Consider the following 25,008-nt stretch of genomic DNA (forward strand, 5'->3'; position numbering starts at 1 on the left):
GGACGGTGTGCAGGTCGGTGGCCGGGGTTCCGAACGCCACCGAGGCACTGCTGCAGCGGGTGATCGCTGCCGCGTCGCGGTGCACTCCGGGTGCGGTGGCAGCGGCGGTCGATCGGATTCTCGCGGAGTTCGACGCGGAATGGCACCGCATCGCTCGGGAGCGCGCGACGACGGAACGGTACGTCTCGGTCAGGAAACTGCCGCGAGGTCAAGCCGAGCTGAAAGTTCGTGGCCCCGCAGAGCAGATCGCCGGGATGAAGCGGGCCATCGTCGAGGCGGCCCGAGGGGTGACCGATCCGAGTTCGCTGCCGGCGCGGTTGTTCGACGCTGCGCACGCGATCATCACCGGCACACCTCTGCCGTGCGACTGCGTTGACGAGAGTTGCGCCCACGCGCCGTCGCCGCCCGCACCGGCCCATCATGCCGTCATCGTCCTCGACGCCGCCACGGCGGCGGGGTTGGCAGGGGAACCCGGTCACCTCGTCGGCTGGGGTCCGGTTCCTGCGGACGTGGCACGGAGGATCGCCGGGGATGCGACGTGGCAGGCACTCATCACCGCAGCCCGCGGAACTGAACCGCGGGCGGGGTGCAGCTGCCGATGCCCACAACACGACCCACGGACCGACTCCGAACCACCGGGCCCGCCGGTGCCCGCCGCCGGGCGGGAAGTCCGCCGCACCCCCCGCATGCCCGCAGGCTGGACACCGACCACCGGGAAACTGGGCAGCACGACAGCCCGCAAAGCCAGGGAGCAGGTCGACTATCTTCGCACGCTCCCACCATCGGCGGTGGACCGTGCCGTCGCCAACCCCGACGGACATGGGGGCTTCGCCGTGCCCCCGGCCGGGGCGTTGACCTACCGGCCGTCCGAGGCGGTCGCGGCGCTGGTGACAGCGCTGTATCCGACGTGCGTCCACCCGGCATGCGCGGTACCCAAAGAGGACTGCGACCTCGACCACGTCGTCCCGTTCGACCACACCGACCCGGAGAGAGGCGGCTGGACCGTCACCGGCAACCTCGCGCCGCTGTGCCGTCGGCACCACGGCCTGAAGACCCGGCGGCAGTGGCACCACCGCATGCTCCGGGACGGGATCGTCCATGTCCGCGACTCGCACGGCACCGACTACCTCACCGCACCCGGCGAGTGAGCGAACCGTTCGAATCACCCAGAGCGCAACGGTGGTTCCGCATCGACCCGGGCGATGTACTTCCGGGCATGACGATCACCGACACCCGCCCCGCCGGCGCCGCCACCGAACCGCGCTGGACCACCGCTCCCACGACGTCCGCGGAATGGATCGACCGTGCCCACGAGGTGGCCGCGATCCTCGCCGTCGACGCCGTCGCCCGTGATCGCGCCACCGAGGCGCCGCACGAGGAGGTGACGTTGTTGAAGGAGTCCGGTCTGGTCACGATCCTCGGGCCGACCGAGTTCGGTGGTGGCGGGCAGACCTGGGAGACCGCCTACCAGGTGATCCGCGCCGTGGCCGCCGCCGACGGGTCGATCGGACAGCTGCTCGGCTACCACCTGCTGTGGTTCTGGGCGGCACGTCTGGTCGGGACGAAGGAGCAGATCGCTGCCGTCGAACAAGCCGCCACCGAGAACACCTGGTTCTTCGGCGGCGCGGTCAACCCGCGCGACAACGACGTCGAGATCACCGACGAGGGCGACACGATCGTCTACAACGGTGCCAAGACGTTCTCCACGGGCAGTCGTGTCTCCGACGTGACCGTGCTCGAGGGGGTGCTCGCCGGTACCGACACCCACGTCTTCGCCATCGTTCCGTCGAACTCCGAGGGCCTGACATTCCACGACGACTGGGACAACATCGGTCAGCGTCGCACCGAGAGTGGCAGTGTCACCATCGATCACGTCCGCACCGACTGGAGCTCGGCCGCCGGATTCGCGAACAAGGCGTTCGAGCCGCGGGTCTACAACACCCTCAACGTCCCGATCATCCAGCTGGTGTTCGTCAACTTCTACCTCGGCATCGCACGCGGAGCCCTCGAGACCGCTGCCGACTACACGCGCACCACCACGCGAGCGTGGCTGCACAGCACCGTGGACAACGCGCTCGACGAGCCCTACATCATCGACCTGTACGGAGACCTGACCGCGAAGCTCTGGGCCGCAGAGGCTCTCGCGGACGCCGTGGCCGCGGAGCAGCAGCGGATCCACGAGAACGCCTGGACTGTCACCGAGCACGAGCGCGGCGAGCACGAGGTGCGCGTCGCCGCGGCGAAGGCACGCGCCACGGAGGTCGCCCTGGAGATCACGTCGGGCATCTTCGAGGGGCTCGGCGCCCGCGCCACCGCGTCGAGTCACGGTTTCGACCGTTTCTGGCGCAACGTGCGCACGCACACGTTGCACGATCCGGTGGCCTACAAGCGCCGCGAGGTCGGCCGCCACGTGCTCACCGGCGAGTTGCCCCAGCCCACCTGGTACTCCTGAAATCATATGTCGCGCACTATTATCGAACCGAGGACTGCATGAGTACAGAGAAGATCGCCGACGAAGTGAAGTTCGCCTACTGGGTGCCCAACGTCAGTGGTGGCCTCGTCACCAGCGACATCGAGCAACGCACCAGCTGGGAGTTCGAGTACAACAAGAAGCTCGCGCAGACGGCGGAGAACAACGGGTTCGAGTACGCGCTGAGCCAGGTCCGGTACGAGGCCAGCTACGGAGCCGAGTTTCAACACGAGTCCACGAGTTTCAGTCTGGGACTGCTCCTCGCGACCGAGCGCCTCAAGGTCATCGCCGCCGTGCATCCCGGGCTCTGGCAACCGGCCGTGCTCGCGAAACTCGGTGCGACAGCAGACCATCTGTCCAACGGACGCTTCGCCGTCAATGTGGTGAGTGGATGGTTCAAAGACGAGTTCACGCATCTCGGTGAGCCCTGGCTCGAACACGACGAGCGTTACCGACGCAGCGCCGAATTCCTGCAGGTGCTGCGCAAGATCTGGACCGAGGACGACGTCGATTTCCGCGGCGACTTCTACCGCATCCACGACTTCACGCTCAAGCCGAAACCGCTCAACACGCCCGCGCGTCCCAATCCCGAACTGTTCCAGGGTGGTAATTCGTCGGCGGCACGGGAGAACGCAGGTCGGTACTCCGACTGGTACTTCTCCAACGGCAAGGACTTCGACGGCATCACCGAGCAGATCGACGACGTGCGGCGCGTCGCACAGGCCCATCAGCGTGAAGTGAAGTTCGGTCTCAACGGCTTCATCATCGCCCGCGACACCGAGAAGGAGGCGAGGGACACCCTCCGCGAGATCATCGAGAAGGCGAACAAGCCAGCAGTCGAGGGGTTCCGCGGTGCCGTGCAGCAGGCCGGCAGTTCGACGTCGGACAAGAAGGGCATGTGGGCCGACTCGAGCTTCGAGGACCTCGTGCAGTACAACGACGGCTTCAAGACCCAGCTGATCGGTACGCCCGAACAGGTGGCGACGCGCATCGTCGACTACCGCGACCGCGGCGTGGACCTCATCCTCGGCGGTTTCCTGCACTTCCAGGAGGAGATCGAGTACTTCGGAGCGAAGATTCTGCCGTTGGTGCGGGAGATCGAGGCCGCGCGGGCGAGTGACCGCGAACCCGTCGGCGTCGCCTGAGCGAGGAGTCACTCACCGCGGGTCCGTAGTGTTGGTGAGCGGCGCGGCCGCCGCAGTCGGCGGCCGACCGACGACCAGCACCGAGGAAGAGGAATCGAGATGACCTTCTCACCAGGGGGACCCGACCACGACCACGGCCGGACGGACCCGCGGACGACCACCTTCGGAGACCCGTCCACGGAGACCGGGCAGGTCGACGACCGTTCAGCGTCGATCGACCGCACTGACGGCGCTGCGACCCCGTCCGTCGACGCGGACGCGGCCGGCGCCGACGACAACACGACCGAGCAGATCGCGGCGCGCACGACGCAGGTCGCCCGTATCGCGTCGTACGTCGTCATCGGCACCGGTGTCCTCGCGTTCCTGCTCGGTCTGTCCGCGCAGTTCGCGCTCGGCGGTGAGTCCTCCAACTTCTTCGAACGCGAGCTGGGCGACCCGACGTCCGTGGCGCTGCTCCTCCTCGCTGCGCTCGTCACGGCCGCGGGCCTCCTGCCGCGGCAGACGACGTCGCGGGGACTGGTCGCGGCGCTGTCCGTCACCGCGTTGCTCACGCTGATCTTCCAGCTGGTGAACCGCGGGGCGGCGTTCACCGCCTTCGGTGAGACCGTCCGCGTCGGTATCGGCATCGGGTCGATCCTGGTGCTGATCCTGGCCATCGTGCAGGTGGCCGCGGCCGTCGGTGCGCTTCTCGTCGACTCGGGAGTCGTGACGGTTCCGGCGCCGCGTCCGAAGCAGCAGCAGTTCGGCCAGCCGGGTGGCCCGGGACAGCAGGGTCCCGGCCAGCAGAACTACGGGCAGCAGGCATACGGCCAACAGGCATACGGCCAGCAGGGCGCCTATGGCCAGCAGGGTTACGGGCAGCCGCAGAGCTATGGCCAGCCGCAGGGTTACGGCCAGCCCCAGGGGTACGGGCAGCCGGGTACCTACGGGCAGCCGCAGGGATACGGGCAGCCGCAGGGTTACGGGCAGCCCCAGGGTTACGGCCAGCCGGGTGCCTACGGGCAGCCGCAGGGATACGGCCAGCAGGGTCAGGCGCAGCCCGGCGCCTACGGTCAGCAGGGGTACGGCCAGCCGCAGGGCTACGGATCGCCCTACAGCGCCCCGACCGAGCGCTACGGGCAGCCGGTCGGCCAGATCGCCGCGGACACCGCCCCCGCGCACGCCGCATCGGCGGAGTCCGCGACACCTCCCACCGGTGAGCAGTCGTCCGCGCAGCAGCCGAGCACGGAGGGGCACGCACCCGAGCAACAGGCACCCGAGCAACAGGCACCCGAGCAGCAGGCGCCCGAGCAGCAGGCACCGGAAGCCACCCGCGCACTCGACTTCGGCGATCGGTCGGACGACCGCCGCTGAACCACGTCGTCGGCGCGCCTAGGTTCTCCACCGCGCCGACGGTGAGAACCTGATCGGTGATGACCTCACTACTCGATCGCGAACCGCACACGCGGGGCCGTTTCGGTCCGAGTCCCGACGAGGCTCGAATGCTGCTCACCGTGGCGTTCCGGCCCGTCGGGCTACTCCTGGCCGTCGTCACGGCCGTGGTGCTGGTGACGCTCGTCTCCGCGAACAGCGACCTGACGGGGACGTTCGGCGCGTTGGCCGCCACGTGGCTGGCCGTGCATCAGGTGCCGCTGGGCATCGCCGGTGCGACGTTGTCGATCCTTCCGCTGCTGCCCACTCTCGTGCTGGTGCACGCGGTGTCGTCGGCGGTCGCGCGGCCACTGACCGACGCCTCCACCCGTCGCGACATCGGATGGGTCGTCGGCGCGGCGATCGCGGGTCCGCTCGCGATGGCGGCGGTGATGCTCGCGATGATTCACGACGCGTCCACCGTCATCGCCCTGAGCACGCCCAACGCACTCGCCACCTTCGGGTGGGTCATCCTCGTGCACGGCATCGGTGCGGCGATCGGCTGCATCCGCGGTACCTGGCCCGCACTCATGCGCACGGTGGTCCTGCCGCCGTGGCTCGCAGCGTCCTTCGCTCCGGCGGCGCGTGCCGGCGCGGTGCTGCTCGCCGGTGGCGCCGTCGTCGTCGCCACCTCTCTCGTGCTGTCCTTCTCCACGCTCGGCACGCTGCTCGAGTCCGGCGGCGGGATCGGCGGAGCGCTGGGTCTGACCGCGACCTCGGTGCTGTATCTGCCCAACATCGTGGTGGCGGCGTCGTCGGTCGTCACCGGGTCGTCCGCCCACGTGGGCGCGGCGATGGTCTCCGTCACCGAGACGACCGGCGGTCAGCTTCCTGCCGTCCCGGTGCTGGCAGTCATGCCCGAATCGTCGGCCCAGGTGTGGTGGCCGGTCATGCTCGTCGTCCCCGCACTCGCCGCCGTGGTGCTCGGGCGTGCGTGTGCTCGTGCGACGACGTCCCTGGCGGACGCGGTGCGCAGTGCCGCCGCCGCCGCGGTCTGCGTGAGCGTGGCGGCCGTCCTGATCGGCGTCGTCGCCGGTGGCTCGGTGGGAACGTTCGGCCATCTCGGTGTCGACGCGCCGCTCCTCGGCGTCACCACCTTCGCGTGGTGCCTCGTGGTGGGCGCGCTCACCGCGGCCGTCACCGCCTGGTCGATGCGGCGCCACGACATCCACGGATGGCACGAGGACAACGAAGCCGAGGAGAGTGAATCCGACGACTCCGCGGGCACATCGATGCTCGGTGAGCCGGCCGCCCTCCCCGCAGCCCCGGACGCCGCGCCGACGGACACGGACATCGTGGAAGCCGAGACCGAAGCCGAGACCACCGACACCGACACCGTCGAGACCGAAGACGATGCCGTGGAGGCGGACGTCGTCGACGCCGAGATCGTCGACCTGCCGGACGAGTCGGCCGAGCCCGAGAAGCCCGGCGGCACCGACACCGCTCCCTGACGCGCGTCCTCCCCGAGTGAGGCCGATCGAGGAGGCGAACGGCGGCCGTCTAGGCTTCCTGTCGGCGTGATCCCACGCCGACAGAGCACCTGACCCGCCCGAGCAGCTGAGGAGAAGCACGCTGTCTGCCCCGCGTTCGACACCCGGGCGGGACCTCCCGGCCCGCGTCGTCGTCCTCGCCTCGGGGGTCGGATCACTGCTCGGATCGTTGGTCGAGGCCGCGTCCGCTCCCGAGTTCCCGGCCGAGGTCGTCGCCGTGGTGGTGGATCGCCCGTGCGGCGCCGAGGGCGCAGGGCTGCCGTCCCGGCGAGTGGCCGTGTCGGACCACGGTTCGCGTGCGGAGTGGGATGCCGCCCTCACCGAGGTCGTGGACTCCTGGTCACCGGATCTCGTCGTGAGTGCGGGATTCATGCGGATCCTCGGGCCGGTGTTCCTCGCACGCTTCGGTGGCCGCATCGTCAACACCCACCCCGCACTGCTGCCGTCGTTCCCGGGCGCGCACGCGGTGGCCGACGCCCTCGCCCACGGTGTGAAGGTCAGCGGGTCCACCGTCCACCTTGTGGACGACGGTGTGGACACCGGGCCCATCGTGGCGCAGGAAGCTGTTCCGGTGCTCGACGGCGACACCGAGGAGTCGCTGCACGAGCGCATCAAGATCGTCGAACGACGGCTGCTGATCGACGTGGTCGCCGCCGTCGCCACACGCGGAGTCATCACCGATGGACGAAAGGCCCAGATCCCCAGTGACTAACCCAGAGAACACGCGCGCCGTCTCGCGCGCACTCGTCAGCGTCTACGACAAGACCGGTCTGGACGAGCTGGCCGTGGGCCTTCACGCCGCCGGGGTGGAGATCGTGTCCACCGGATCGACCGCCGGGCGCATCGCCGCGGCGGGCGTACCGGTGACTCGGGTCGAAGACCTCACCGGCTTCCCCGAGACCCTGGACGGCCGCGTGAAGACGCTGCATCCGCGCGTGCACGCCGGCGTCCTGGCGGACACGCGCAAGCCGGAACACCTCGCGCAGCTCGACGAGTTGGGCGTCGCTCCGTTCGAGCTCGTCATCGTCAACCTCTACCCGTTCACCGAGACGGTGGCGTCCGGTGCGAGTCCGGACGAGTGCGTGGAGCAGATCGACATCGGTGGCCCGTCCATGGTCCGCGCCGCGGCGAAGAACCATCCGTCGGTGGCGGTCGTGGTGGATCCCGCTCGCTACGCCGACGTGCTGACCGCGGTGCAGGGTGGCGGCTTCACGCTCGAGCAGCGAATCGCGCTGGCCGCCACGGCGTTCCAGCACACCGCAGCATACGACGTCGCGGTGGCGTCCTGGATGACCGACGTCCTCGTCGCCGGCGGTTCCGACGAGTCCGAGCACTTCCCGGCATGGATGGGCGCGACCTACGAGCGCGCCTCGGTTCTGCGCTACGGCGAGAATCCGCACCAGGCCGGCGCTCTGTACGTCGACCCGTCCGCTCCCGCCGGCATCGCGCAGGCGGAGCAGGTGCACGGCAAGGAGATGTCGTACAACAACTACACCGACGGTGACGCCGCCTGGCGTGCCGCGTTCGACCACGATCTCCCGTGCGTGGCGATCATCAAGCACGCCAACCCGTGTGGCATCGCGGTGTCGGCGTCCGGCTCCATCGCCGAGGCGCATCGCAAGGCGCACGCCTGCGATCCGGTGAGCGCGTACGGCGGCGTCATCGCGTCCAACCGCGAGATCACCGTCGAGATGGCCGAGCAGGTCGCCGAGATCTTCACCGAGGTCATCATCGCCCCGTCCTACGCCGACGGCGCGCTGGGAGTGCTGCAGCGCAAGAAGAACATCCGCGTCCTCGTGTGCGAGCCGCCGACGGCGGTGCCGGAGATCAAGCAGATCTCGGGCGGCCTGCTGCTGCAGGACCGTGACCGTCTCGACGCCGCGGGCGACGATCCGTCGGGGTGGACCCTGGCCGTGGGCGAGCCCGCCGACGAGGCAGTGCTGGCCGACCTCGAGTTCGCCTGGAAGGCGTGCCGCGCCGTCAAGTCCAACGCCATCCTCATCGCCGCGGACGGTGCGTCCGTGGGAGTGGGCATGGGACAGGTCAATCGGGTCGATTCCGCCGAACTGGCCGTGCGCCGCGCCGGCGACCGCACCACGGGCGCCGTGGCCGCGTCGGACGCCTTCTTCCCGTTCCCCGACGGCTTCCAGATCCTCGCCGCAGCGGGGGTGGCGGCGGTGGTGCAGCCCGGCGGATCGATCCGCGACACCGAGGTCGTGGAGGCAGCGCGCGAGGCGGGCGTGACCATGTACCTGACCGGGTCACGCCACTTCGCACACTGACCTCTCCCAACCTCGACCCCCCGAACTTCGACCCCCCGAACTTCGACCCCCCTGGCTCAGTTCTTCGCGAGGACCTTCTCGATCGGCTTCGCGAGCTTCTCCGGCTTGGTGGTCGGCCCGAAACGGTCGACCACCTTGCCGTCGGCGTCGATGAGGAACTTGGTGAAGTTCCACTTGATCCGGCTGCCCAGCACGCCCGACTTCTGGTCGCGCAGCCACTTGTAGAGCGGGTGCGCGCCGTCGCCGTTCACCTCGATCTTCTCGTGCATCGGGAACGTGACGTCGTACCGCAGCGAGCAGAAGTTCTTGATCTCGTCGGCGTCGCCGGGCTCCTGGTGCCCGAACTGATCGCACGGGAAGCCGAGAACCACCAGCCCCTGCGGCCCGTACGTCTTGTTCAGCACCTCGAGGCCCTCGTACTGCGGCGTGAATCCGCACTGCGAAGCGGTGTTGACGATGAGGAGCGGCTTGCCCTTGTAGGCGGCGAGGTCGACGGGCTCGCCGTCGATGGTCGTGGCGGTGAAGTCGTATGCACTGGTCTCGGTCACCGCTCGACGCTACCGGCAGGAGGCCACATCGTGTTTGGTCTGTTCTCGGCGAGGGTAGACGCGGGCCATGACTCAGGACCACCGTGACGGCGACCCGGACGGCGGAATGAAGGAGGGCAGCTCGGAGCGCGAGCCTCGCGACGACGAGCGGACCTTCCGCGCACACGCCGGCGAGGCCATCGCCGATGCCCGGAACTGGCCCGGCTACTTCCTCATCGCACTGGGCCTCGGGGCCATGGGTCTCGGGCTCACTGCCGCAGGAGGCGGTTTCGAGGGGTGGGTGATGATCCTGTTCCCGGCCACCGTGATCCTCTGGGCCGCCGGTCTGACGTTGATCCTGCTCGAACGCAAGCGCGTCAAGAACGCCGAGGGCAAGGACCTGACGGACCCGTCGGGGCACTGATCGAGCTGTGCACGTGCCGAAACGGCTCGACGCTCGTACGTTGGAAGGGTGACCCAGTCTCCCAGTAGTCGAGATCCACACCCGCGCGCGACCACCCTCGGTGAACTCCGCGCGTCGGGACACGTCCAGAAGACAGTCAAGAACGAACTCCGCGACAACCTGCTCGACGCCCTGCGCGAGGGCCGCGACGCATGGCCCGGCATTCTCGGATTCGAGAGCACCGTCCTTCCGCAGATCGAACGCGCACTCCTCGCCCAGCACGACGTCGTTCTCCTCGGCGAGCGCGGGCAGGGCAAGACCCGCCTGCTCCGAACCCTCGCCACGCTGCTCGACGAGTGGACGCCCGTCATCGACGGCTCCGAGCTCGGTGAGCATCCCTACGACCCCATCACCCCCGCCTCGATCCGCCGGGCAGCCGAACTCGGCGACGATCTGCCGGTGTCCTGGCGCCATCGCTCCGAGCGGTACTCGGAGAAGCTGGCGACCCCGGACACGTCGGTGGCCGACCTCGTCGGCGACGTCGACCCCGTGAAGGTCGCCGAGGGCCGCAGCCTGGGCGATCCGGAGACAATCCACTTCGGCCTCGTGCCGCGTACCCACCGCGGAATCGTGGCGATCAACGAGCTGCCCGACCTCGCCGAGCGCATCCAGGTGTCGTTGCTCAACGTGATGGAGGAGCGCGACATCCAGATCCGTGGCTACACGGTGCGGTTGCCCCTCGACGTGCTCCTCGTCGCGAGTGCGAACCCGGAGGACTACACCAACCGCGGTCGGATCATCACTCCGCTGAAGGACCGGTTCGGCGCCGAGATCCGCACCCACTATCCGATCCTGCTGACCGACGAGATCGCGGTCATCGAGCAGGAGGCCGACCTCACCGCAGTCGTGCCGCCGCACGTGCTCGAGGTGCTGGCGCGGTTCACCCGGCTGCTGCGTGAATCGCCGTCGGTCGACCAGCGTTCCGGCGTCTCGGCTCGGTTCGCCGTCGCCGCCGCCGAGACCGTCGGCGCGGCCGCCGTGCACCGTGCCGCCGTGCTGGGCGAGTCCGATCCGGTGGCTCGACCCGTCGACACCCAGACGATCGTCGACGTCCTGCGGGGCAAGGTGGAGTTCGAGTCGGGCGAGGAGGGACGGGAGATCGAGGTTCTGAACCACCTGCTGCGGCGGGCCACAGCCGACACCGCACGGGACTCGCTCGGCGGTATCGACCTGGGCCCTCTCGTCACGGCCGTCGAGCAGGGTGAGCCCGTGATCACCGGTGATCGAGTCACCGCGAAGGTGCTCCTGAACGAGTTGCCGGATCTTCCTGTCATCGACGAGATCGCCGAGCGTCTGGGCGCGACCTCCGACGGTGAGCGCGCCGCGGCTGTCGAGCTCGCGCTCGAGGGTCTCTACCTCGCACGTCGCATCGGCAAGGACACCGGCGACGACGGGCAGACGGTGTACAGCTGATGGCGGGCCACAACTCCCGGTACGGGCCGTACGTCGACGGTCCGGATCCGCTGGCGCCACCCGTCGATCTGCGGGAGGCGCTCGACGCGATCGGTCAGGACGTTCTCGAAGGTGCGTCGCCGCGCCGCGCGATGCAGGAGATGTTGCGTCGCGGGACGAAGAACATGCGCGGCCTGGACGATCTCGCCGCGCGGGCGAACCGTCGTCGGCGGGAACTGCTGAAGAACAAGAACCTCGACGGCACCCTGCAGGAGGTGCGCGAGCTGTTGGACGAGGCGGTCCTCGAGGAGCGCAAGACCCTGGCCCGTGCGCTGGACGACGACGCCCGCTTCCAGGAGATGCAGATCGCCGAACTGCCTCCGTCGACGGCGCAGGCCGTGCAGGAGCTCGCCGACTACGACTGGCGCAGCAGCGAGGCGCGGGAGAACTACGAGAAGATCAAGGATCTGCTCGGCCGCGAGGTGCTCGATCAACGATTCAAGGGCATGAAGCAGGCACTCGAGGGGGCCACCGAGGAGGACCGTGCTCGGGTCGCCGAGATGCTGTCCGATCTCAACGACATGCTCGACGCCCATGCGCGCGGGGAGAACACCGACGAGCAGTTCGAGAAGTTCATGCGCGATCACGGTGAGTTCTTCCCCGAGAATCCCGAGACCATCGACGACCTGATCGATGCTCTCGCGGAGCGGTCCGCGGCAGCGCAGAGGCTGCGGAACTCGCTCTCCGCGGAGCAGCGTGCCGAGCTGGACGCGTTGGCGCAGCAGGCCTTCGGCAGCCAGGACCTGATGGACCAGCTGTCGCGACTCGACGCGAATCTGCAGTCGGCCCGGCCGGGGGAGGACTGGGACTCCGCCCAGAAGTTCCGCGGTCAGGAGGGCATGGGACTCGGCGACGGGACCGGTGTGCTGCAGGACATCGCCGAACTCGAGGAGCTGGGGGACCAGCTCTCGCAGCAGTACAACGGTGCGGCGCTCGACGACATCGACGCCGATGCGTTGCTGCGCCAACTGGGTCCGGAGGCGGCCGCGGACGCGCGGACGTTGGCGGACCTGGAGAAGGCGTTGCAGCAGGAGGGTTTCCTCGACAAGGGGGCCGACGGACAGTGGCGCCTGTCCCCGAAGGCCATGCGGCAGTTGGGGCAATCGGCTCTGAAGGACGTCGCGGGCGGCATGGCATCGCGCCGCGGTGAGCGTGACACCCGCCGAGCGGGCGCGATGGGCGAGCCCACCGGTGCGTCGCGCGCCTGGGAGTTCGGCGACACCGAGCCGTGGGACGTCGTCCGGACGGTGACCAACGCCGTCCTGCGCACCGCGACGGAACCTCGCGGAGACGGCGAGACCGGAGTGCGTCTGGCCGTCACCGACGTCGAGATCAGCGAGACCGAGCTACGGTCACAGGCCGTGGTGGCCCTGCTGGTGGACACGTCGTTCTCCATGGTGATGGAGGGTCGCTGGGTTCCGATGAAGCGGACGGCGCTGGCGTTGAATCACCTCGTCAGCACGCGGTTCCGCGGCGACGATCTGACGATGATCGGTTTCGGACGACACGCGCAGACGCTCACACCGTCGGAACTGGCGGGGCTCGACGGCGCGTGGGACCAGGGCACCAACCTGCACCACGCGCTGATGCTGGCCACGGCGCACCTGCGGCGCAATCCCAACGCCCAACCCGTGGTGCTCATCGTCACGGACGGCGAGCCGACCGCCCATCTCGAACCGGACGGCCACGCCTTCTTCGATTATCCGCCGCATCCGCGGACCCTCGGGTTGACGGTCAGGGAGCTCGACACCCTGGCGAAGATCGGTGCGCAGGTGACGATCTTCCGGCTGGGAGACGATCCCGGTCTGGCCCGCGTCGTGGACCGGATGGCCCAGCGCGTGGGCGGGCGGGTCGTCGCACCCGATCTGGACGGACTCGGTGCCGCGGTGGTGAGCGACTATCTGAGCGCCCGCAGGAAGCGCTGAGCCGGCTCAGGTCCCGTTGAGCACCGTGCGGGTGCCCACCGGGGCCGCGAGCTGCAGCTCCATGGTCCCGTACACGGCGATCATGATGCAGGACTTGTCCTTCGCGGATTCGAGGGTGCCGGTCCGGACGGTGACCACCACCGTCTCCTCGGTCTCCTCCACGGTCGCGTCGGCGCCGTAGCATTCGGGAGTGCCGGTGACGAAGTGCACCGCGATCCGGTTGCCCGGCAGCGCGGTCCACGCCTCGAACGGCGTGGACTGCGCCATCACCAGCGACGCGCCGGGTGTGAACTCGGTGCCCACCTGGTCCGCGGCCACCTCGTGGGGAACCGGCGGTGAGCCGGGGACGGGCACGAGGTCGGTGGGGGACGCCGCGCCGGTCTCGAGGTCGCCGGCGTCGCCGGGGTCGGAGGAGCCGCATCCGCCGAGTGCGACACACAACAGCAGCCCCAGGGCGAACGACCTCATGACCTCCACGGTAGCGCGGCCGCGCGCGGGCCCGGCCGAGCTCGCTCCCACGGTCACGCGAGCAGCGCGGCGACGAGGGCGATGACGGGAACGGACACCAGCGTCGTGACGAACGCGGTGTCGCGTGCCAGCACGGTTCCGCGGCCGTAGCGGGTGGCGTAGATGAACACGTTCTGCGCGGTGGGAAGCGCTGCGATGACCACCACGGCGAAGAGGTCGTGGCCGTCGATGCGCCACACCCACCGCGCCAGGACGTAGGTGAGGACGGGCAGCACGGCCATCTTGAGAAAGGTCGCCAGCGCGACGTCGCGGCGCGGTCCGGCTCCCCGCTCGAGCACGCGTACGCCCTGCAACGACATGCCGAAGGCGAGAAGGGCGCCGGGAACGCTGGCGCCGCCGAGCAGTGCGAACGGCTGCATCACGGGGTCCGGCAGGCTCAGACCCGTCACGGCGAGCGCCAGTCCGGCGAGGCCGGCGAGGACGATCGGGTTGGTGAACGGGGCTGCCACGACACCGACCAGCGAGGTGCCGCGCGACGACGTCGAGACGTCCAGGATCGTCAGGGCCAGCGGCGAGTAGATCATGATCTGGAAGAGCAGCAGCGGCGCGACGAACGAGGCGTCGCCCAGGACGTACACGGCGATGGGGATGCCGAGGTTGGCCGCGTTGACGTAGGACGCGGCGAGTGCCCCGATGGTGGCCTCGGGGACCGTGCGCTTCGTGATCGTCAGGGCGATCACCAGATACAGGGCTCCGACCAGCAGAGCCCCCACGGCCGTGATGGCGAGTGTGGGGGAGAAGATCACCGACAGGTCGGCGCGGGCGAGGGTGTCGAACAGCAGCGCCGGAGTGGCGACGAAGAACACCATCCGCCCCAGAACGAGTCCGCCGGACTCACCGAGTACGCCCGTACGGGCGACGACGTAGCCGATGAAGACGACCACGAAGATGACGGTGAATCCGGCGAGAACTCCTGACACGGGGGGCCTGTCAGCCCCTACCGGTCGACACTCAGCGGGTGGTGAACGGAAGGAGCGCCATCTCGCGTGCGTTGCGCACGGCGGTGGCGACCTGACGCTGCTGCTGGGGGGTCAGCCCGGTGACACGGCGGCTACGGATCTTGCCGCGATCGGAGATGAACTGACGCAGCAGGTTCACGTCCTTGTAGTCGACCTCGGTGATGCCCGCCGCGATGAGCGGGTTCTTCTTGGGCTTGCGATCCTTCTCGACCCGATCCTTCTTGGACGGGCCCCTCTTCACTGCCATGAGTTCTCCATCTCACCAACTGCTCTTGTGGACGCCGGGAAGTTCCCCGCGATGTGCTCTCTCTCGAACGCCGATGCGGGAGAGTCCGAATTTTCGGAGGTACCCGCGCGGGCGACCGTCCGCAGCGTCTCGATTGCGCAATCTTACCGGACTCGCATCGCGCGGTAGACGCTGGAGAGCCCGCTGCGCCGCGAACCGGTCCTCGTCGCTCGTCGAGGGCCTCCGGATCAGCTCTTTCAGCTCGTGGCGACGTGCCGCGTGGCGGGCGACGATCTCGGCCCGCCGGGTGTTGCGGGCGATCTTCGACTTCTTGGCCATCAGCGTTCCTCCCGGAAATCGACGTGTCGACGCACGACGGGGTCGTACTTGCGCAGGACCAGTCGGTCGGGATCGTTGCGCCGGTTCTTCCGGGTGACGTACGTGTGGCCGGTGCCGGCGGTCGACGTCAGTTTCACGATCGGCCGGACGTCGGTGCTCTTGCTCGCCATGTCAGAACTTCTTTCCGGCCGCGACGAGCCGCGTGACGACGGAGTCGATGCCGTCGCGGTCGATGGTCTTGATCCCCTTCGCCGAGACCGTCAGCCGCACTCGTCGGCCGAGGCTCGGTACGAAGTAGGTCTTGTGCTGCACGTTGGGGTTCCACCTCCGACTCGTGCGGTGGTGGGAGTGCGAGACGGACTTCCCGAAGCTCGGGACCCGTCCTGTGACGTCGCAGTGCGCGGACATCGCGAACCCTTCCTCTCTGTCGACTGGTGACCGGTGACTTTATCGACAACAGTTGTCGACAAGCGCTGTATCGGAACTGTACGCTCGGACGCCGGTAACTGACAATCGTTGTCGACAACTCGAAGAACCGAAAGGACGTGCAGTGCCGATGGAGAACCTCGAGGCGCCCGACAGGAGAACGCCCCTGGTCGTGGTGTGCGGGCCGGAGGATCTCGGCGCCGCGGTGAGCGCGACGTTCCAGGAGCCGGGCACGATCGTCCTGCACCACGACCTCTCCGACGCCACCGTCGGTGTCGTGCGGCGGCGGACGGTCCGGGTGGACGACGACGCCACGCCGACCACCCGGGTCGTCGACCTGGCGGGTCTCGGGTGCTGCGTCTCCTGCCTGCTGCGGGAGGATCTGCTCCCCCTGCTGCGATCGGTCTCCGCGGACTCGTCCGTGCGACGCATCGTCGTCCGGGTCGATCCCTCGCTGGAGGTCGAGGCGATCTGCTGGGCGATCGAGAACACCGTCGTCACCGGCATGGTCGGCCGGGTGGACGCCACGGCGTCGCGAGACGTGCGCATCGAGGCGGTCGTCGGCTGCGTCGACGGCGCGACCTGGTTGTCCGACGCCACCGGCGACGAGCTCGTCGGCGAACGGGCGTTCCCGCCCGGGCCCGACGGCGGTCAGGTCGTGGATCTTCTCGACGACCGCACCGTCGCGCAGGTCGCCGTCGGCACCGTTCGAGGGTCCGATCTGCTGGTCGTCGCGGACACCGGAGTCGATCGGTGGGACGCCGCGCGCCTAGACGCGGTACTGGCGCGGCTCGCACCACGCGCGCCGCGGGTCTGGATCCTGCCGGGCGAACGTCCGCGAGACCTGCTGGCCCGCGTTCCGGCGACGGCGCGGCGAGGACTCGTCGACGACGCCCACGCGCCACTGCTCGACGGGCAGCCGCCGCTGTCGGCGGAGTGCGGCGTCACCCTGGTCGAGTTCACGGACCGACGGCCGTTCCACCCGGGCCGGCTGCACGACGCGATCGATGTTCTCCTCGACGGTGTCGTCGCCACCCGCGGTCGGCTGTGGGTGGCCACGCAACCCGACGCCGTGCTGTGGCTCGAGTCCGCCGGCGGTGGGCTCCGGGTTGCCTCCGCGGGCTCGTGGCTCGCGGCCATGGCACCGGACGACTACGAGGAGGCGCCCACCGCCCGCCGCGCTCTCGCCGCACTCGCATGGGACGAGGAGTACGGGGACCGCGCGCAGTCGCTGGTGGTGCTGGTGCACGAGGCAGATCCCGAGCACGTGTACGCGGCGCTGTCCGACGCGCTGCTCACGCCGGACGAGCTCGAGACTCCCGAGCTCTGGGCCGAGTGGGCCGACCCTTTCGGGCAGTACCACGAAGATCCCTGCGAGACAGACAGTTCCGCCGTCGGGGCGGACGACGACAGAAGGGCTGCACAGTGAAGAAGAACGTACATCCGGACTACCATCCGGTCGTATTCCAGGACTCCGGGACGGGATCGATGTTCCTGACGAGGTCGACCGTCACCAGCGATCGCACCGTCGAGTACTCGGACGGTCGCACATATCCGCTGGTGGTCGTCGACGTCACCAACGAGTCGCACCCGTTCTGGACCGGCGCGGCGCGGGTGATGGACACGCAGGGACGCGTCGAGAAGTTCGAGCGTCGCTACGGCACCCGCACGAGAAAGGCCTGACCCGTGGCTGTTCCCAAGAGGAAGATGTCCCGCTCGAACACGCGCAGTCGACGCTCGCAGTGGAAGGCGACGCCGCCGGATCTGGTGTCCGTCACCGTCGGCGGCGTGACGCACCGGGTGCCGCGTCGGCTGGTGAAGGCGGTGCAGACGGGACTGTTGGACCCGTCACGACTGACCTGAGGGGCTAGCATCGCCGCATGAACGTCGACGTCACCCTGCTTCCCGGCATCGGGGTACGCAAGGATTTCGCGCTGTCCACGGGGCGACGCATCGGGGTCATCACGCGCAAGGACGGCACGAACGAGCTGATCGTGTCGAAGAAGGAGGACCCGGACTCGACGCAGGCGTCAATCACGCTGACGAACGAGGAGGCGGCGGCGCTCGGCAACCTGCTGGGCACGCCGCAACTCGTCGCGCAGCTGGGGGAGGAGCACCGCGACCTCCCCGGTATCCGGACCCGGCAGTTGCCGATCCACGAGGGATCCCGCTTCGACGGCCGACTTCTCGGCGACACCGCCATGCGGACCAAGACCGGGGTGTCCATCGTGGCGGTCATGCGGGCGGGGCAGGTCCAGCCGTCGCCGCCGCCGAACTTCACCCTCGTCTCGGGCGACCTGCTCGTCGTCGTCGGAACGAGCGACGGTCTCGATCACGCAGCGAAGATCCTCGGTAGCTGACGGGTGGGAGAGACTGCGCTCGGACTGACCGAGCTGGGCGCTGTCTTCTTCGCGCTGGGGTTGCTCGCCAGGCTCGCTTCGCGGATCGGCATGTCCCCCATCCCGTTCTATCTGCTCGCCGGGTTGTTCTTCGGCAACGGCGGCATCGTCGAGCTCGACGGCATCGACGACTTCACCCATCTCGCGAGCGAGATCGGCGTGGTGCTGCTGCTCCTGCTCCTCGGACTCGAGTACACCGCGAACGAACTGGTCACCGGGCTGCAACGGTCGTGGACCGCGGGCCTGGTCGACCTGGTGCTGAACTTCGTGCCCGGTGCGGTGACAGCGCTGATTCTCGGCTGGGGACCGATCGGCGCCCTGGTGCTCGGCGGTGTCACCTACATCTCGTCGTCCGGCATCGTCGCCAAGGTGCTCGGTGACCTGGGCCGACTGGGCAACCGCGAGACGCCCGTCGTGCTGTCCATCCTGGTGTTCGAGGACCTCATGATGGCGCTCTATCTGCCGATCCTCACCGCGGTGCTCGGCGGCGTCAGCATTCTCGGCGGCGCCGAGGCCGTGGGGATCTCCCTGTTGGTCGTCGCCGTCGTGCTGGTCGTCGCACTGCGGTACGGGTGGGTGGTGTCGAAGGTGGTCGCCAGCCGGGACCGAGAGGTGGTGCTGCTGAAAGTCTTCGGGCTCGCCCTCCTGGTGGCCGGAATCGCGTCGGCGATGCAGGTGTCCGCGGCCGTGGGGGCGTTCCTGCTCGGGATCGCCATCTCGGGATCCACCGCCCAGGCCGCCACCCGGGTGCTCGAGCCCTTGCGTGACCTGTTCGCGGCCATCTTCTTCGTCGTGTTCGGGTTCAACACCGACCCGCGCTCGATCCCGCCCGTCCTCGGGTACGCGGTGCTGCTCGCGGTCATCACCGCGGTGACCAAGGTGGCCACCGGCGCGTGGGCCGCGAAGCAGATCGGCGTGGGACAGCTGGGCCGGATGCGTGCCGGGGCAGCACTGATCGCGCGCGGCGAGTTCTCCATCGTCATCGCGGGTCTGGCCGTCGCGGCCGGCGCCGTGGAGAGCGAGCTGGCCGCACTCGCCACGGCCTACGTGCTGATCATGGCCGTCGCCGGACCCATCGCAGCCAGGGTCGTCGAGCCCGTGACGCTGCGCGTGCTGGCGGCGCGGGGTCCGACGTCATGAGACCGGCCTGTTGCAGCGATGCCTTCTTCGCCGCGAGCGCTGCCCGAGCCGCTGACCGGTCCCGGGTCCACTGCGCGACCACCTCGTCGGCGTCGACGCGGCCGATGGGTACCTGAGGTCCCACGGGCGCCCGCAGCCAGTCCATGATGCGCGCGTTCAGATCCTTGACGATCGCACGGACCGCGTCCTCGGACCGTACGTCCCGCAGCGCCTCCGGGAGACGCTCGACCTCCTTGCGCAGGCGGAGCGGCGTCGGCAGAAGAGCATCGCCCGAGAGGTTCTCGCGCTTCAGATACCCCCGCACCCAGGACAACTCGTCGGTGCTCGACGGCGGGATCGGCTTGCCGAGGCCCGGCAGGTTCTCGAAGGCGCCGTTCTCCTGAGCGGACGCGATCTGCCGGTCCACCCACGTCTGGACACTGATGTCCGACGGCTTGCGTTCCGTCATGCGACGAGACCTCCTGCGCTGCTGTGCCTATCCGACGGGGTCGGACCCGAGCTCCTCCACGAAGTCGCGGACCAGTTGCTCCGCGATCACCCGAGCCTTGACGTTGGCGGCCTGACTCATCGTCGCGATGTGGTCGAAGGCCGCCTCCGGCGACATCCGCTGCGTGACCATCAGCAGGCCCACTGCCTGACTCAGGACACTGCGGCTGTCGAGCGCCGTGCGCAGCGAGGACACCTCGCGTTGCGCGCTGCCGAGCAGCTGCTCCCGCAACCGGGCGAGCTCGAGGTGCACCCGGACACGTGCGACGAGCTCCGCCGGCTGGAACGGCTTGGTCACGTAGTCGTCCGCACCGAGGCGGAGGCCTTCGACGACCGACTCGGATCCCGCACGTGCACTGAGCAACACGATCGGGACGCGCACCAGCCGGCCGTCGGACCTCGCCTCGTCGACGAGCGAGAGACCGGAGCGTCCCGGCAGCATGATGTCGCTGAGGATGACGTCCGGCGGGTGGGCGCGGGCGTGCGCCATCGCGGAGTCGACATCGGCGAACATGGTCACGTGCCAGTTCTGTTCGCGGAGCAGTCCGACGAGGTAGTCGCGCATGTCGGCGTTGTCCTCGACGAGCACCACCTGGCGCTGATCGGGTGTCGGATCGGTCCGGACGCCGTCCAGCGGTCGCCAGGTGTCGGCTTCACCGATGTACCCGGCGCCCAACGCTTCCGCGACCTCCTGTGTGGTGGCGTCGGAGGCGGGCGGCGCGGACGCCACCGTGCGGGGAAGCGTCACGGTGAACGTGGATCCCGTGCCGTCCGGGCCGTCGCTCACGTCGATGGTGCCGTGCAGGGCGGCCACGAGGTCGCGCACCAGGGAGAGTCCGACGCCGGACCCCTCGCGGCTGCGACCGGCGGCGGCCGCGACCTGATAGAACCGGTCGAAGATCTTCGCTCGGTCGGCCTCGGGGACACCCGGTCCCGTGTCCGTGACCGTCAACGTCACCGTGTCCGCGTCGTCTCGCAGGCTCACGGTCACCGATCCCGCCGTCGTGAACTTGACCGCGTTGGACACCAGGTTCATCACCACGTGAGTCCACATCGTGCGGTCCATCTCGGCGAAGCGGTGGGTGACGCCGTCGAGTGCGAGGTGCAGTTCCACGCCGGCCCGCGCCGTCGCGTCGCGGAACATCGAGGCGCAGTCCGTGGTGAGCGAGACGATGTCGGTCGGTTCGAGAGACACGACGAATCCGTCGGCATCGCCGCGGGCGACGTCGAGCAGGGTGTCCACCAGTCGCTGCAGTCGCAGTGCCGCGCGCCGCGCGGTCTGCAGCGATCGCACCCGGTGCGGCGGCAGTGGGTTCTCCTGGTCGTCCACCACGTCGCCCAACGGACCCAGGAGCAGTGTCAGCGGGGTGCGGAACTCGTGGCTGACGTTCTCGAAGAACCGGGTCTTGGCAGCATCCAGCTCTTCCAGGTCGCGAGCCCGGCGGCGTTCTGCCGCATACGAGTACGCATCCGTCAGCGCCGTCGAGATGCGTCCGGCCACCAGATCGAGGAACACGCGGTACGGCTCGTCGAAGCGCCGCAACGCGCTGATGCCGGCCACGAGAACGCCGACGGGTCGGCCCGACGACGCGTGCAGGGGGAGCACGACGGCGGTCGTGCCCACGATCTCGCCGACACCGCTCGTGCTGACGCGATCGATCACGCCGCGATCGACGGTCGTGGCGGTGTGCGGCCGACCGGGGAGCGTCGCGGACGTCGAGGCGACGGGACGGATCTCGCCGAGTTCCGCGTCGTGGGTGGTGCGGAGGTGGATGGACGCGAACGGCACGTCGGCCTCGTTGCCGGCGAGCAGGTCCAGTGACGCCCGGCAGACGTCGTCGATGTCGCGGGAGGCCACGGAGATCGAGCCCAGCTCGTGCAGCACCGACATGCGGCGCTCCGCCAGCACCTGCTGGGTCACGTCGGTGGTGGCGACGAAGACCCCGTTCACCGTGTCGCCGGAACCGAGGATCGGGCTGTAGGAGAACGTGAAGAACGTTTCCTCGAGGTAGCCGAAACGGTCCAGCAGGACGCGCTGACGGGTGCGATGGACGGCGGTGCCGCGCAGGGCGTCGTGCGCCAACGGGCCGAGCTGCTCCCAGCCGACGCGCCAGCAGTCCGCGGCGCGCTGGCCCACGGCCTCGGGAAACAGGTCGCCTGCCATCGGGGTGTAGGCGTGGTTGAAGAGCTGGACCAGATCCTCGCCCCACCACACGAGCTGTCCCACCTCGGACGGGAACAGCGTGCGGATGGCGGTCACCAGTGCGTCCGGCCAGTTCTCGACCGGTCCGAGTGACGTCGTCGACCAGTCGAACTCGCGATGGGCGGTCGAGGTGGCGTCCGTGCCGGGGAACAGCTCGTCGCGGGTCGTCACGCGACCACGTGCATCATGCGAGCACACCCGTCATGCGCTGTGTGCTGTCGTCGTCCCCGGCATTCCTGATGAACCTTCCTCGCGTCTCCGTACAGTGTAAAGGTGCGCGCGGGGTGGTGACGACTTCGAGCGGATCAGGCCAGCGCACTCCCGGCGAGCCACTCGGACCACGGGACGCTCCAGTCACCGTTCTGCCACTGCTGCAGCGGTGCACCGCCGGTGTCGCGCACCTCGACGACGTCGCCGGGCACCGAGAAGTCGTAGAACCAGGACGCGTTGGCCCGGCTCAGGTTGAGGCAGCCGTGCGAGACGTTGGTGTTGCCCTGCGCCCACACGGTGTCCTCGAGTTCGTGCAGGTAGATGCCGTCGTTGCTGATGCGCGTCGCGTAGTTGATCGACTCCTTGTACCCGAGGCGCGAGTTCACCGGCAGCCCGTACGTCGAGGAGTCCATGATCACCGGGTTCGCCTTGTCCAGCACGGTGTACACGCCGGGCTGAGTCCAGAACGTCAACGTCTGGCCACCGACGGTCTCGCTGCCTCCCATGCCCATCGACGTGGGCATGGTGCGCACGAGCGTGCCGTTCTCGTACACCTCGACCTGCTTGGTGTCGTCGTCGGCGACGGAGACGTGCGAGTCGCCGATGGTGAACGACGTGGTGACGTCCTCCTGTCCGAAGAGGCCCTCACCGACCTCGACGCCGTACACCTTCGCGGAGATGGTCACCGCGGTTCCGGGCGTGTAGTAATTCTCCGGCCGCCAGTGGACGTTCTGGTCGTCGGCCCAGTACCAGGATCCGGTCACGGTGGGCGTGGTCTGGACGGACAGCGTGCGCTCGGCGGCGGCGCGGTCACCGATGGGCTCGTCGAAGTGCACCACCGCGACGATGCCGACGCCGAAGGTGCCCCCGTCCGTGAGCAGGTTGCCGCCCGACGTCACGAAGGACGGCAGCGTGTAGTTGTCCGGCTCCACGGTCGTGAACGTGCTCGTCTGCTCGTGCGCGGTGCCGTCGGTCGCCTCGGTGTCGATCTCCAGTGAGTACTGCTTCCCGTAGCCGAGCGTGGTGGCCGGCTTCCAGGTGGATCCGTCGGGTGTCACGACCCCGTCGACGACGACACCGTCCGCGTTCGTCATCCGCACCGCGGTGATGGTGCCGTTCGACGCCGTCACGCTCACCGGCGCGAGCGGGTTGACGTCGGCCGCGCCGTCCGGCGGGTCGAGGGTGAGGGTCGGCGCGGGTGCGGCCTGCGTCGTCTCCGGCGCGCCGCCGGAATCACCTCCCGAGCCGCCGTCACTCGATCCGATGGTGCAGGCCGAGGCCAGCAGCATCACGAACGCGAGGCACGCCAGGAGAACGGTGCGGAGAAGGGCAGGACGGGACGACATGCGGGTGCTCCGTAAGGTGCGGAATCGGGCAGCGCGACGACACGGCGCTGACCACCACGGTAGCGCGTGCGCGGCGCTCACCCCCGCCGAGCGGGAGTGCGGGTTCGATGGAAGCATCGCGGGCATGACCACGACTCGCCGCCGATCCTCCGTCCCGGACGCGTTGCCGCCCCAGGTGGTCGTCCTCTTCGGTGCCACCGGAGACCTGGCCAAACGCAAGCTGCTCTCGGGGATGATGCACCTCGTCCTGTCCGAACTGGCGCCGCGGATGCGCGTCGTCGGTACGTCGTTGCAGGAGATGACGTCGGACGAGTTCCGGGCGATGGCGAAGGAGGCGATCGAGCAGTTCTCCACGCGCACACCGACGGAGGACGAGTGGGATCGCTTCGCGACTCGCCTGACCTACGTGCCCCAGACCGCCGGCCCGCAGGCGTTGTCGGACGCGGTGGCAGCGGCGGAGAAGGAACTCGGGGACGGCGTGCAGCGGCTGCACTATCTGTCGGTACCGCCGTCCGCGGCGCTCGCCGTCATCGACATGCTCTCCGAGGCGACGCTCGTCGAGCGGGCCCGCATCATCATGGAGAAGCCGTTCGGCACCGATCTCGCCAGCGCGGTCGCGCTCAACGCGGCTGTGCACGAGACCTTCGCCGAGGAGCAGATCTTTCGCATCGACCACTTCCTCGGCAAGGAGCCGGCGCAGAACATCCTCGCGTTCCGCTTCGCCAACGGTCTCTTCGAGCCGATCTGGAACCGCACGTTCATCCAACACGTGCAGATCGACGTGCCCGAGACTCTGGGACTGGACGGCCGCGCCGGCTTCTACGAGTCGACGGGTGCCTTCAAGGACATGGTGGTGACCCACCTGTTCCAGGTACTGGCCTTCACGGCCATGGAACCGCCCACCGCGCTGGAACCCGAGGCGATCAAGGAGGAGAAGAACAAGGTCTTCCGCTCCATGCTTCCCCTCGATCCGCGGAACGTCGTGCGCGGCCAGTACTCCGGCTACCGCAGCGAGAAGGACATCGCCCCCGACTCGGACACCGACACCTTCGTCGCCCTGAAGTGCCACATCGACAACTGGCGGTGGGCGGGTGTGCCGTTCTATCTCCGGACCGGCAAGAAGCTGGCCGAGGGGCAGCGCATCATCTCGATCGCGTTCCGGGAGCCGCCCAAGTCGATGTTCCCGGCGGGCTCCGGCGTCGGCGCCCAGGGGCCGGACCACCTGACCTTCGACCTCACCGACTCGTCGAAGGTGTCGCTCTCCTTCTACGGTAAGCGGCCGGGCCCGGGCATGCGCCTGGACAAGCTCAGCATGCAGTTCGCGCTGCACGAGACGGAGAGTGCCGCAGACGTTCTGGAGGCGTACGAGCGGCTGATCCTCGATGCGATGCACGGGGATCACACGCTGTTCACCACGTCCGAGGGCATCGAGCGGCTGTGGGAGGTCTCGGCACCGCTGCTCGAGGACCCGCCGCCCGTCCGGTCCTACGCGCCGGGATCGTGGGGTCCCAACGCGATCCACAGTCTGGTCGCGCCCGATGCGTGGCGGCTGCCGTTCGAGCGCGAGTGGCGCGGGGAGTGA

General features: G+C 69.0%; 26 protein-coding genes. 16 read left to right on the forward strand and 10 right to left on the reverse strand.

Annotation, left to right across the window (positions count from 1 at the left end; genetic code table 11):
* The 7 genes from ASG69_RS01730 to purH all read left to right on the forward strand — a co-directional run.
* On the forward strand, positions 1-1,148 hold a 1,148-nt coding region (locus ASG69_RS01730), incomplete at its 5' end, for an HNH endonuclease signature motif containing protein (RefSeq protein ID WP_082546980.1).
* A gap of 68 nt (positions 1,149-1,216) precedes the next feature.
* Complete coding sequence (locus tag ASG69_RS01735; protein WP_056447522.1) at positions 1,217-2,452, forward strand: acyl-CoA dehydrogenase family protein; 1,236 nt, start codon at positions 1,217-1,219, stop codon at positions 2,450-2,452.
* A gap of 38 nt (positions 2,453-2,490) precedes the next feature.
* Positions 2,491-3,615, forward strand: coding sequence for a dimethylsulfone monooxygenase SfnG (sfnG, locus tag ASG69_RS01740; RefSeq protein ID WP_027504151.1), 1,125 nt, complete (start codon positions 2,491-2,493; stop codon positions 3,613-3,615).
* Between the two features lie 99 nt (positions 3,616-3,714).
* The gene (locus ASG69_RS01745; RefSeq protein ID WP_056446986.1) at positions 3,715-4,968 is read left to right on the forward strand and encodes a DUF5336 domain-containing protein; all 1,254 of its coding nucleotides are present in this window, start codon (positions 3,715-3,717) and stop codon (positions 4,966-4,968) included.
* Positions 4,969-5,027: 59 nt separating this feature from the next.
* On the forward strand, positions 5,028-6,476 hold the full coding sequence (locus tag ASG69_RS01750; protein WP_056446989.1) for a cell division protein PerM: 1,449 nt from the start codon (positions 5,028-5,030) through the stop codon (positions 6,474-6,476).
* Between the two features lie 106 nt (positions 6,477-6,582).
* On the forward strand, positions 6,583-7,227 hold the full coding sequence (purN, locus tag ASG69_RS01755; RefSeq protein ID WP_082544624.1) for a phosphoribosylglycinamide formyltransferase: 645 nt from the start codon (positions 6,583-6,585) through the stop codon (positions 7,225-7,227).
* Positions 7,196-8,797, forward strand: a complete 1,602-nt coding sequence (gene purH, locus ASG69_RS01760) for a bifunctional phosphoribosylaminoimidazolecarboxamide formyltransferase/IMP cyclohydrolase (protein WP_051612967.1) — start codon at positions 7,196-7,198, stop codon at positions 8,795-8,797. Before purN ends, purH begins: the two co-directional genes overlap by 32 nt.
* 56 nt (positions 8,798-8,853) lie before the next feature.
* Here the strand turns inward: purH and ASG69_RS01765 are convergent, their stop codons facing one another.
* Positions 8,854-9,345 carry a glutathione peroxidase gene (locus tag ASG69_RS01765; RefSeq protein ID WP_027504148.1) on the reverse strand — a complete coding sequence of 164 codons (492 nt, stop codon included), beginning with the start codon at positions 9,343-9,345 and terminating at the stop codon, positions 8,854-8,856.
* 67 nt (positions 9,346-9,412) lie between these two features.
* Between ASG69_RS01765 and ASG69_RS01770 the strand changes: the two genes are divergently transcribed.
* From ASG69_RS01770 to ASG69_RS01780, 3 genes are read left to right on the forward strand one after another with little or no spacing between them, the layout of a single operon-like run.
* Positions 9,413-9,748: a hypothetical protein gene (locus ASG69_RS01770; protein ID WP_082544594.1), complete on the forward strand. Its 336-nt coding sequence runs from the start codon at positions 9,413-9,415 to the stop codon at positions 9,746-9,748.
* Between the two features lie 48 nt (positions 9,749-9,796).
* Positions 9,797-11,200, forward strand: a complete 1,404-nt coding sequence (locus tag ASG69_RS01775) for a sigma 54-interacting transcriptional regulator (RefSeq protein ID WP_056446992.1) — start codon at positions 9,797-9,799, stop codon at positions 11,198-11,200.
* Entirely contained in the window at positions 11,200-13,164 is a 1,965-nt protein-coding gene (locus ASG69_RS01780) for a vWA domain-containing protein (protein WP_056446995.1), read from the forward strand. The genes ASG69_RS01775 and ASG69_RS01780 overlap by 1 nt, the downstream gene beginning before the upstream one ends.
* A 6-nt stretch (positions 13,165-13,170) precedes the next feature.
* Here the strand turns inward: ASG69_RS01780 and ASG69_RS01785 are convergent, their stop codons facing one another.
* Genes ASG69_RS01785 through rpmB form a run of 6 tightly spaced genes read right to left on the reverse strand, consistent with a single transcriptional unit; the run spans position 13,171 to position 15,624 of the window.
* A complete protein-coding gene (locus ASG69_RS01785) occupies positions 13,171-13,632 on the reverse strand; it encodes a hypothetical protein (protein ID WP_027504144.1) in 462 nt (153 codons plus the stop codon).
* A 53-nt stretch (positions 13,633-13,685) separates the two neighbouring features.
* A complete protein-coding gene (locus ASG69_RS01790; RefSeq protein ID WP_056447002.1) occupies positions 13,686-14,612 on the reverse strand; it encodes an AEC family transporter in 927 nt (308 codons plus the stop codon).
* A 31-nt stretch (positions 14,613-14,643) separates the two neighbouring features.
* Complete coding sequence (gene rpsR / locus ASG69_RS01795; RefSeq protein ID WP_027504142.1) at positions 14,644-14,898, reverse strand: 30S ribosomal protein S18; 255 nt, start codon at positions 14,896-14,898, stop codon at positions 14,644-14,646.
* A gap of 12 nt (positions 14,899-14,910) precedes the next feature.
* On the reverse strand, positions 14,911-15,216 hold the full coding sequence (gene rpsN, locus ASG69_RS22010) for a 30S ribosomal protein S14 (RefSeq protein WP_082544595.1): 306 nt from the start codon (positions 15,214-15,216) through the stop codon (positions 14,911-14,913).
* Entirely contained in the window at positions 15,216-15,386 is a 171-nt protein-coding gene (gene rpmG / locus ASG69_RS01800) for a 50S ribosomal protein L33 (RefSeq protein WP_027504140.1), read from the reverse strand. Before rpmG ends, rpsN begins: the two co-directional genes overlap by 1 nt.
* 1 nt (position 15,387) lies before the next feature.
* Positions 15,388-15,624: a 50S ribosomal protein L28 gene (gene rpmB, locus ASG69_RS01805; protein ID WP_027504139.1), complete on the reverse strand. Its 237-nt coding sequence runs from the start codon at positions 15,622-15,624 to the stop codon at positions 15,388-15,390.
* Between the two features lie 148 nt (positions 15,625-15,772).
* Here rpmB and mrf point away from each other — a divergent pair, with 148 nt between their 5' ends.
* Genes mrf through ASG69_RS01830 form a run of 5 tightly spaced genes read left to right on the forward strand, consistent with a single transcriptional unit; the run spans position 15,773 to position 19,181 of the window.
* A complete protein-coding gene (gene mrf, locus ASG69_RS01810) occupies positions 15,773-17,071 on the forward strand; it encodes a ribosome hibernation factor-recruiting GTPase MRF (protein WP_056447005.1) in 1,299 nt (432 codons plus the stop codon).
* Positions 17,068-17,325 carry a type B 50S ribosomal protein L31 gene (locus ASG69_RS01815; RefSeq protein ID WP_027504137.1) on the forward strand — a complete coding sequence of 86 codons (258 nt, stop codon included), beginning with the start codon at positions 17,068-17,070 and terminating at the stop codon, positions 17,323-17,325. The genes mrf and ASG69_RS01815 overlap by 4 nt, the downstream gene beginning before the upstream one ends.
* Before the next feature lie 3 nt (positions 17,326-17,328).
* The gene (gene rpmF, locus ASG69_RS01820) at positions 17,329-17,505 is read left to right on the forward strand and encodes a 50S ribosomal protein L32 (RefSeq protein WP_056447007.1); all 177 of its coding nucleotides are present in this window, start codon (positions 17,329-17,331) and stop codon (positions 17,503-17,505) included.
* Between the two features lie 17 nt (positions 17,506-17,522).
* The gene (locus ASG69_RS01825; protein ID WP_027504135.1) at positions 17,523-18,002 is read left to right on the forward strand and encodes a cation:proton antiporter regulatory subunit; all 480 of its coding nucleotides are present in this window, start codon (positions 17,523-17,525) and stop codon (positions 18,000-18,002) included.
* Between the two features lie 3 nt (positions 18,003-18,005).
* Positions 18,006-19,181 carry a cation:proton antiporter gene (locus tag ASG69_RS01830; RefSeq protein ID WP_027504134.1) on the forward strand — a complete coding sequence of 392 codons (1,176 nt, stop codon included), beginning with the start codon at positions 18,006-18,008 and terminating at the stop codon, positions 19,179-19,181.
* On the opposite strand, the gene ASG69_RS22015 is transcribed toward ASG69_RS01830, so the two are convergent.
* From ASG69_RS22015 to ASG69_RS01840, 3 genes are all read right to left on the reverse strand, one after another.
* Positions 19,096-19,629: a J-domain-containing protein gene (locus ASG69_RS22015; protein WP_027504133.1), complete on the reverse strand. Its 534-nt coding sequence runs from the start codon at positions 19,627-19,629 to the stop codon at positions 19,096-19,098. The two genes, ASG69_RS01830 and ASG69_RS22015, sit on opposite strands and share 86 nt — an antisense overlap.
* A 27-nt stretch (positions 19,630-19,656) precedes the next feature.
* A complete protein-coding gene (locus ASG69_RS01835; RefSeq protein WP_056447009.1) occupies positions 19,657-22,041 on the reverse strand; it encodes an ATP-binding protein in 2,385 nt (794 codons plus the stop codon).
* A 134-nt stretch (positions 22,042-22,175) separates the two neighbouring features.
* Complete coding sequence (locus ASG69_RS01840; protein ID WP_056447012.1) at positions 22,176-23,426, reverse strand: L,D-transpeptidase; 1,251 nt, start codon at positions 23,424-23,426, stop codon at positions 22,176-22,178.
* A 124-nt stretch (positions 23,427-23,550) separates the two neighbouring features.
* Between ASG69_RS01840 and zwf the strand changes: the two genes are divergently transcribed.
* The gene (zwf, locus tag ASG69_RS01845; RefSeq protein ID WP_056447015.1) at positions 23,551-25,008 is read left to right on the forward strand and encodes a glucose-6-phosphate dehydrogenase; all 1,458 of its coding nucleotides are present in this window, start codon (positions 23,551-23,553) and stop codon (positions 25,006-25,008) included.

Source organism: Rhodococcus sp. Leaf225, from assembly GCF_001426145.1.
Lineage (GTDB): Bacteria > Actinomycetota > Actinomycetes > Mycobacteriales > Mycobacteriaceae > Rhodococcoides.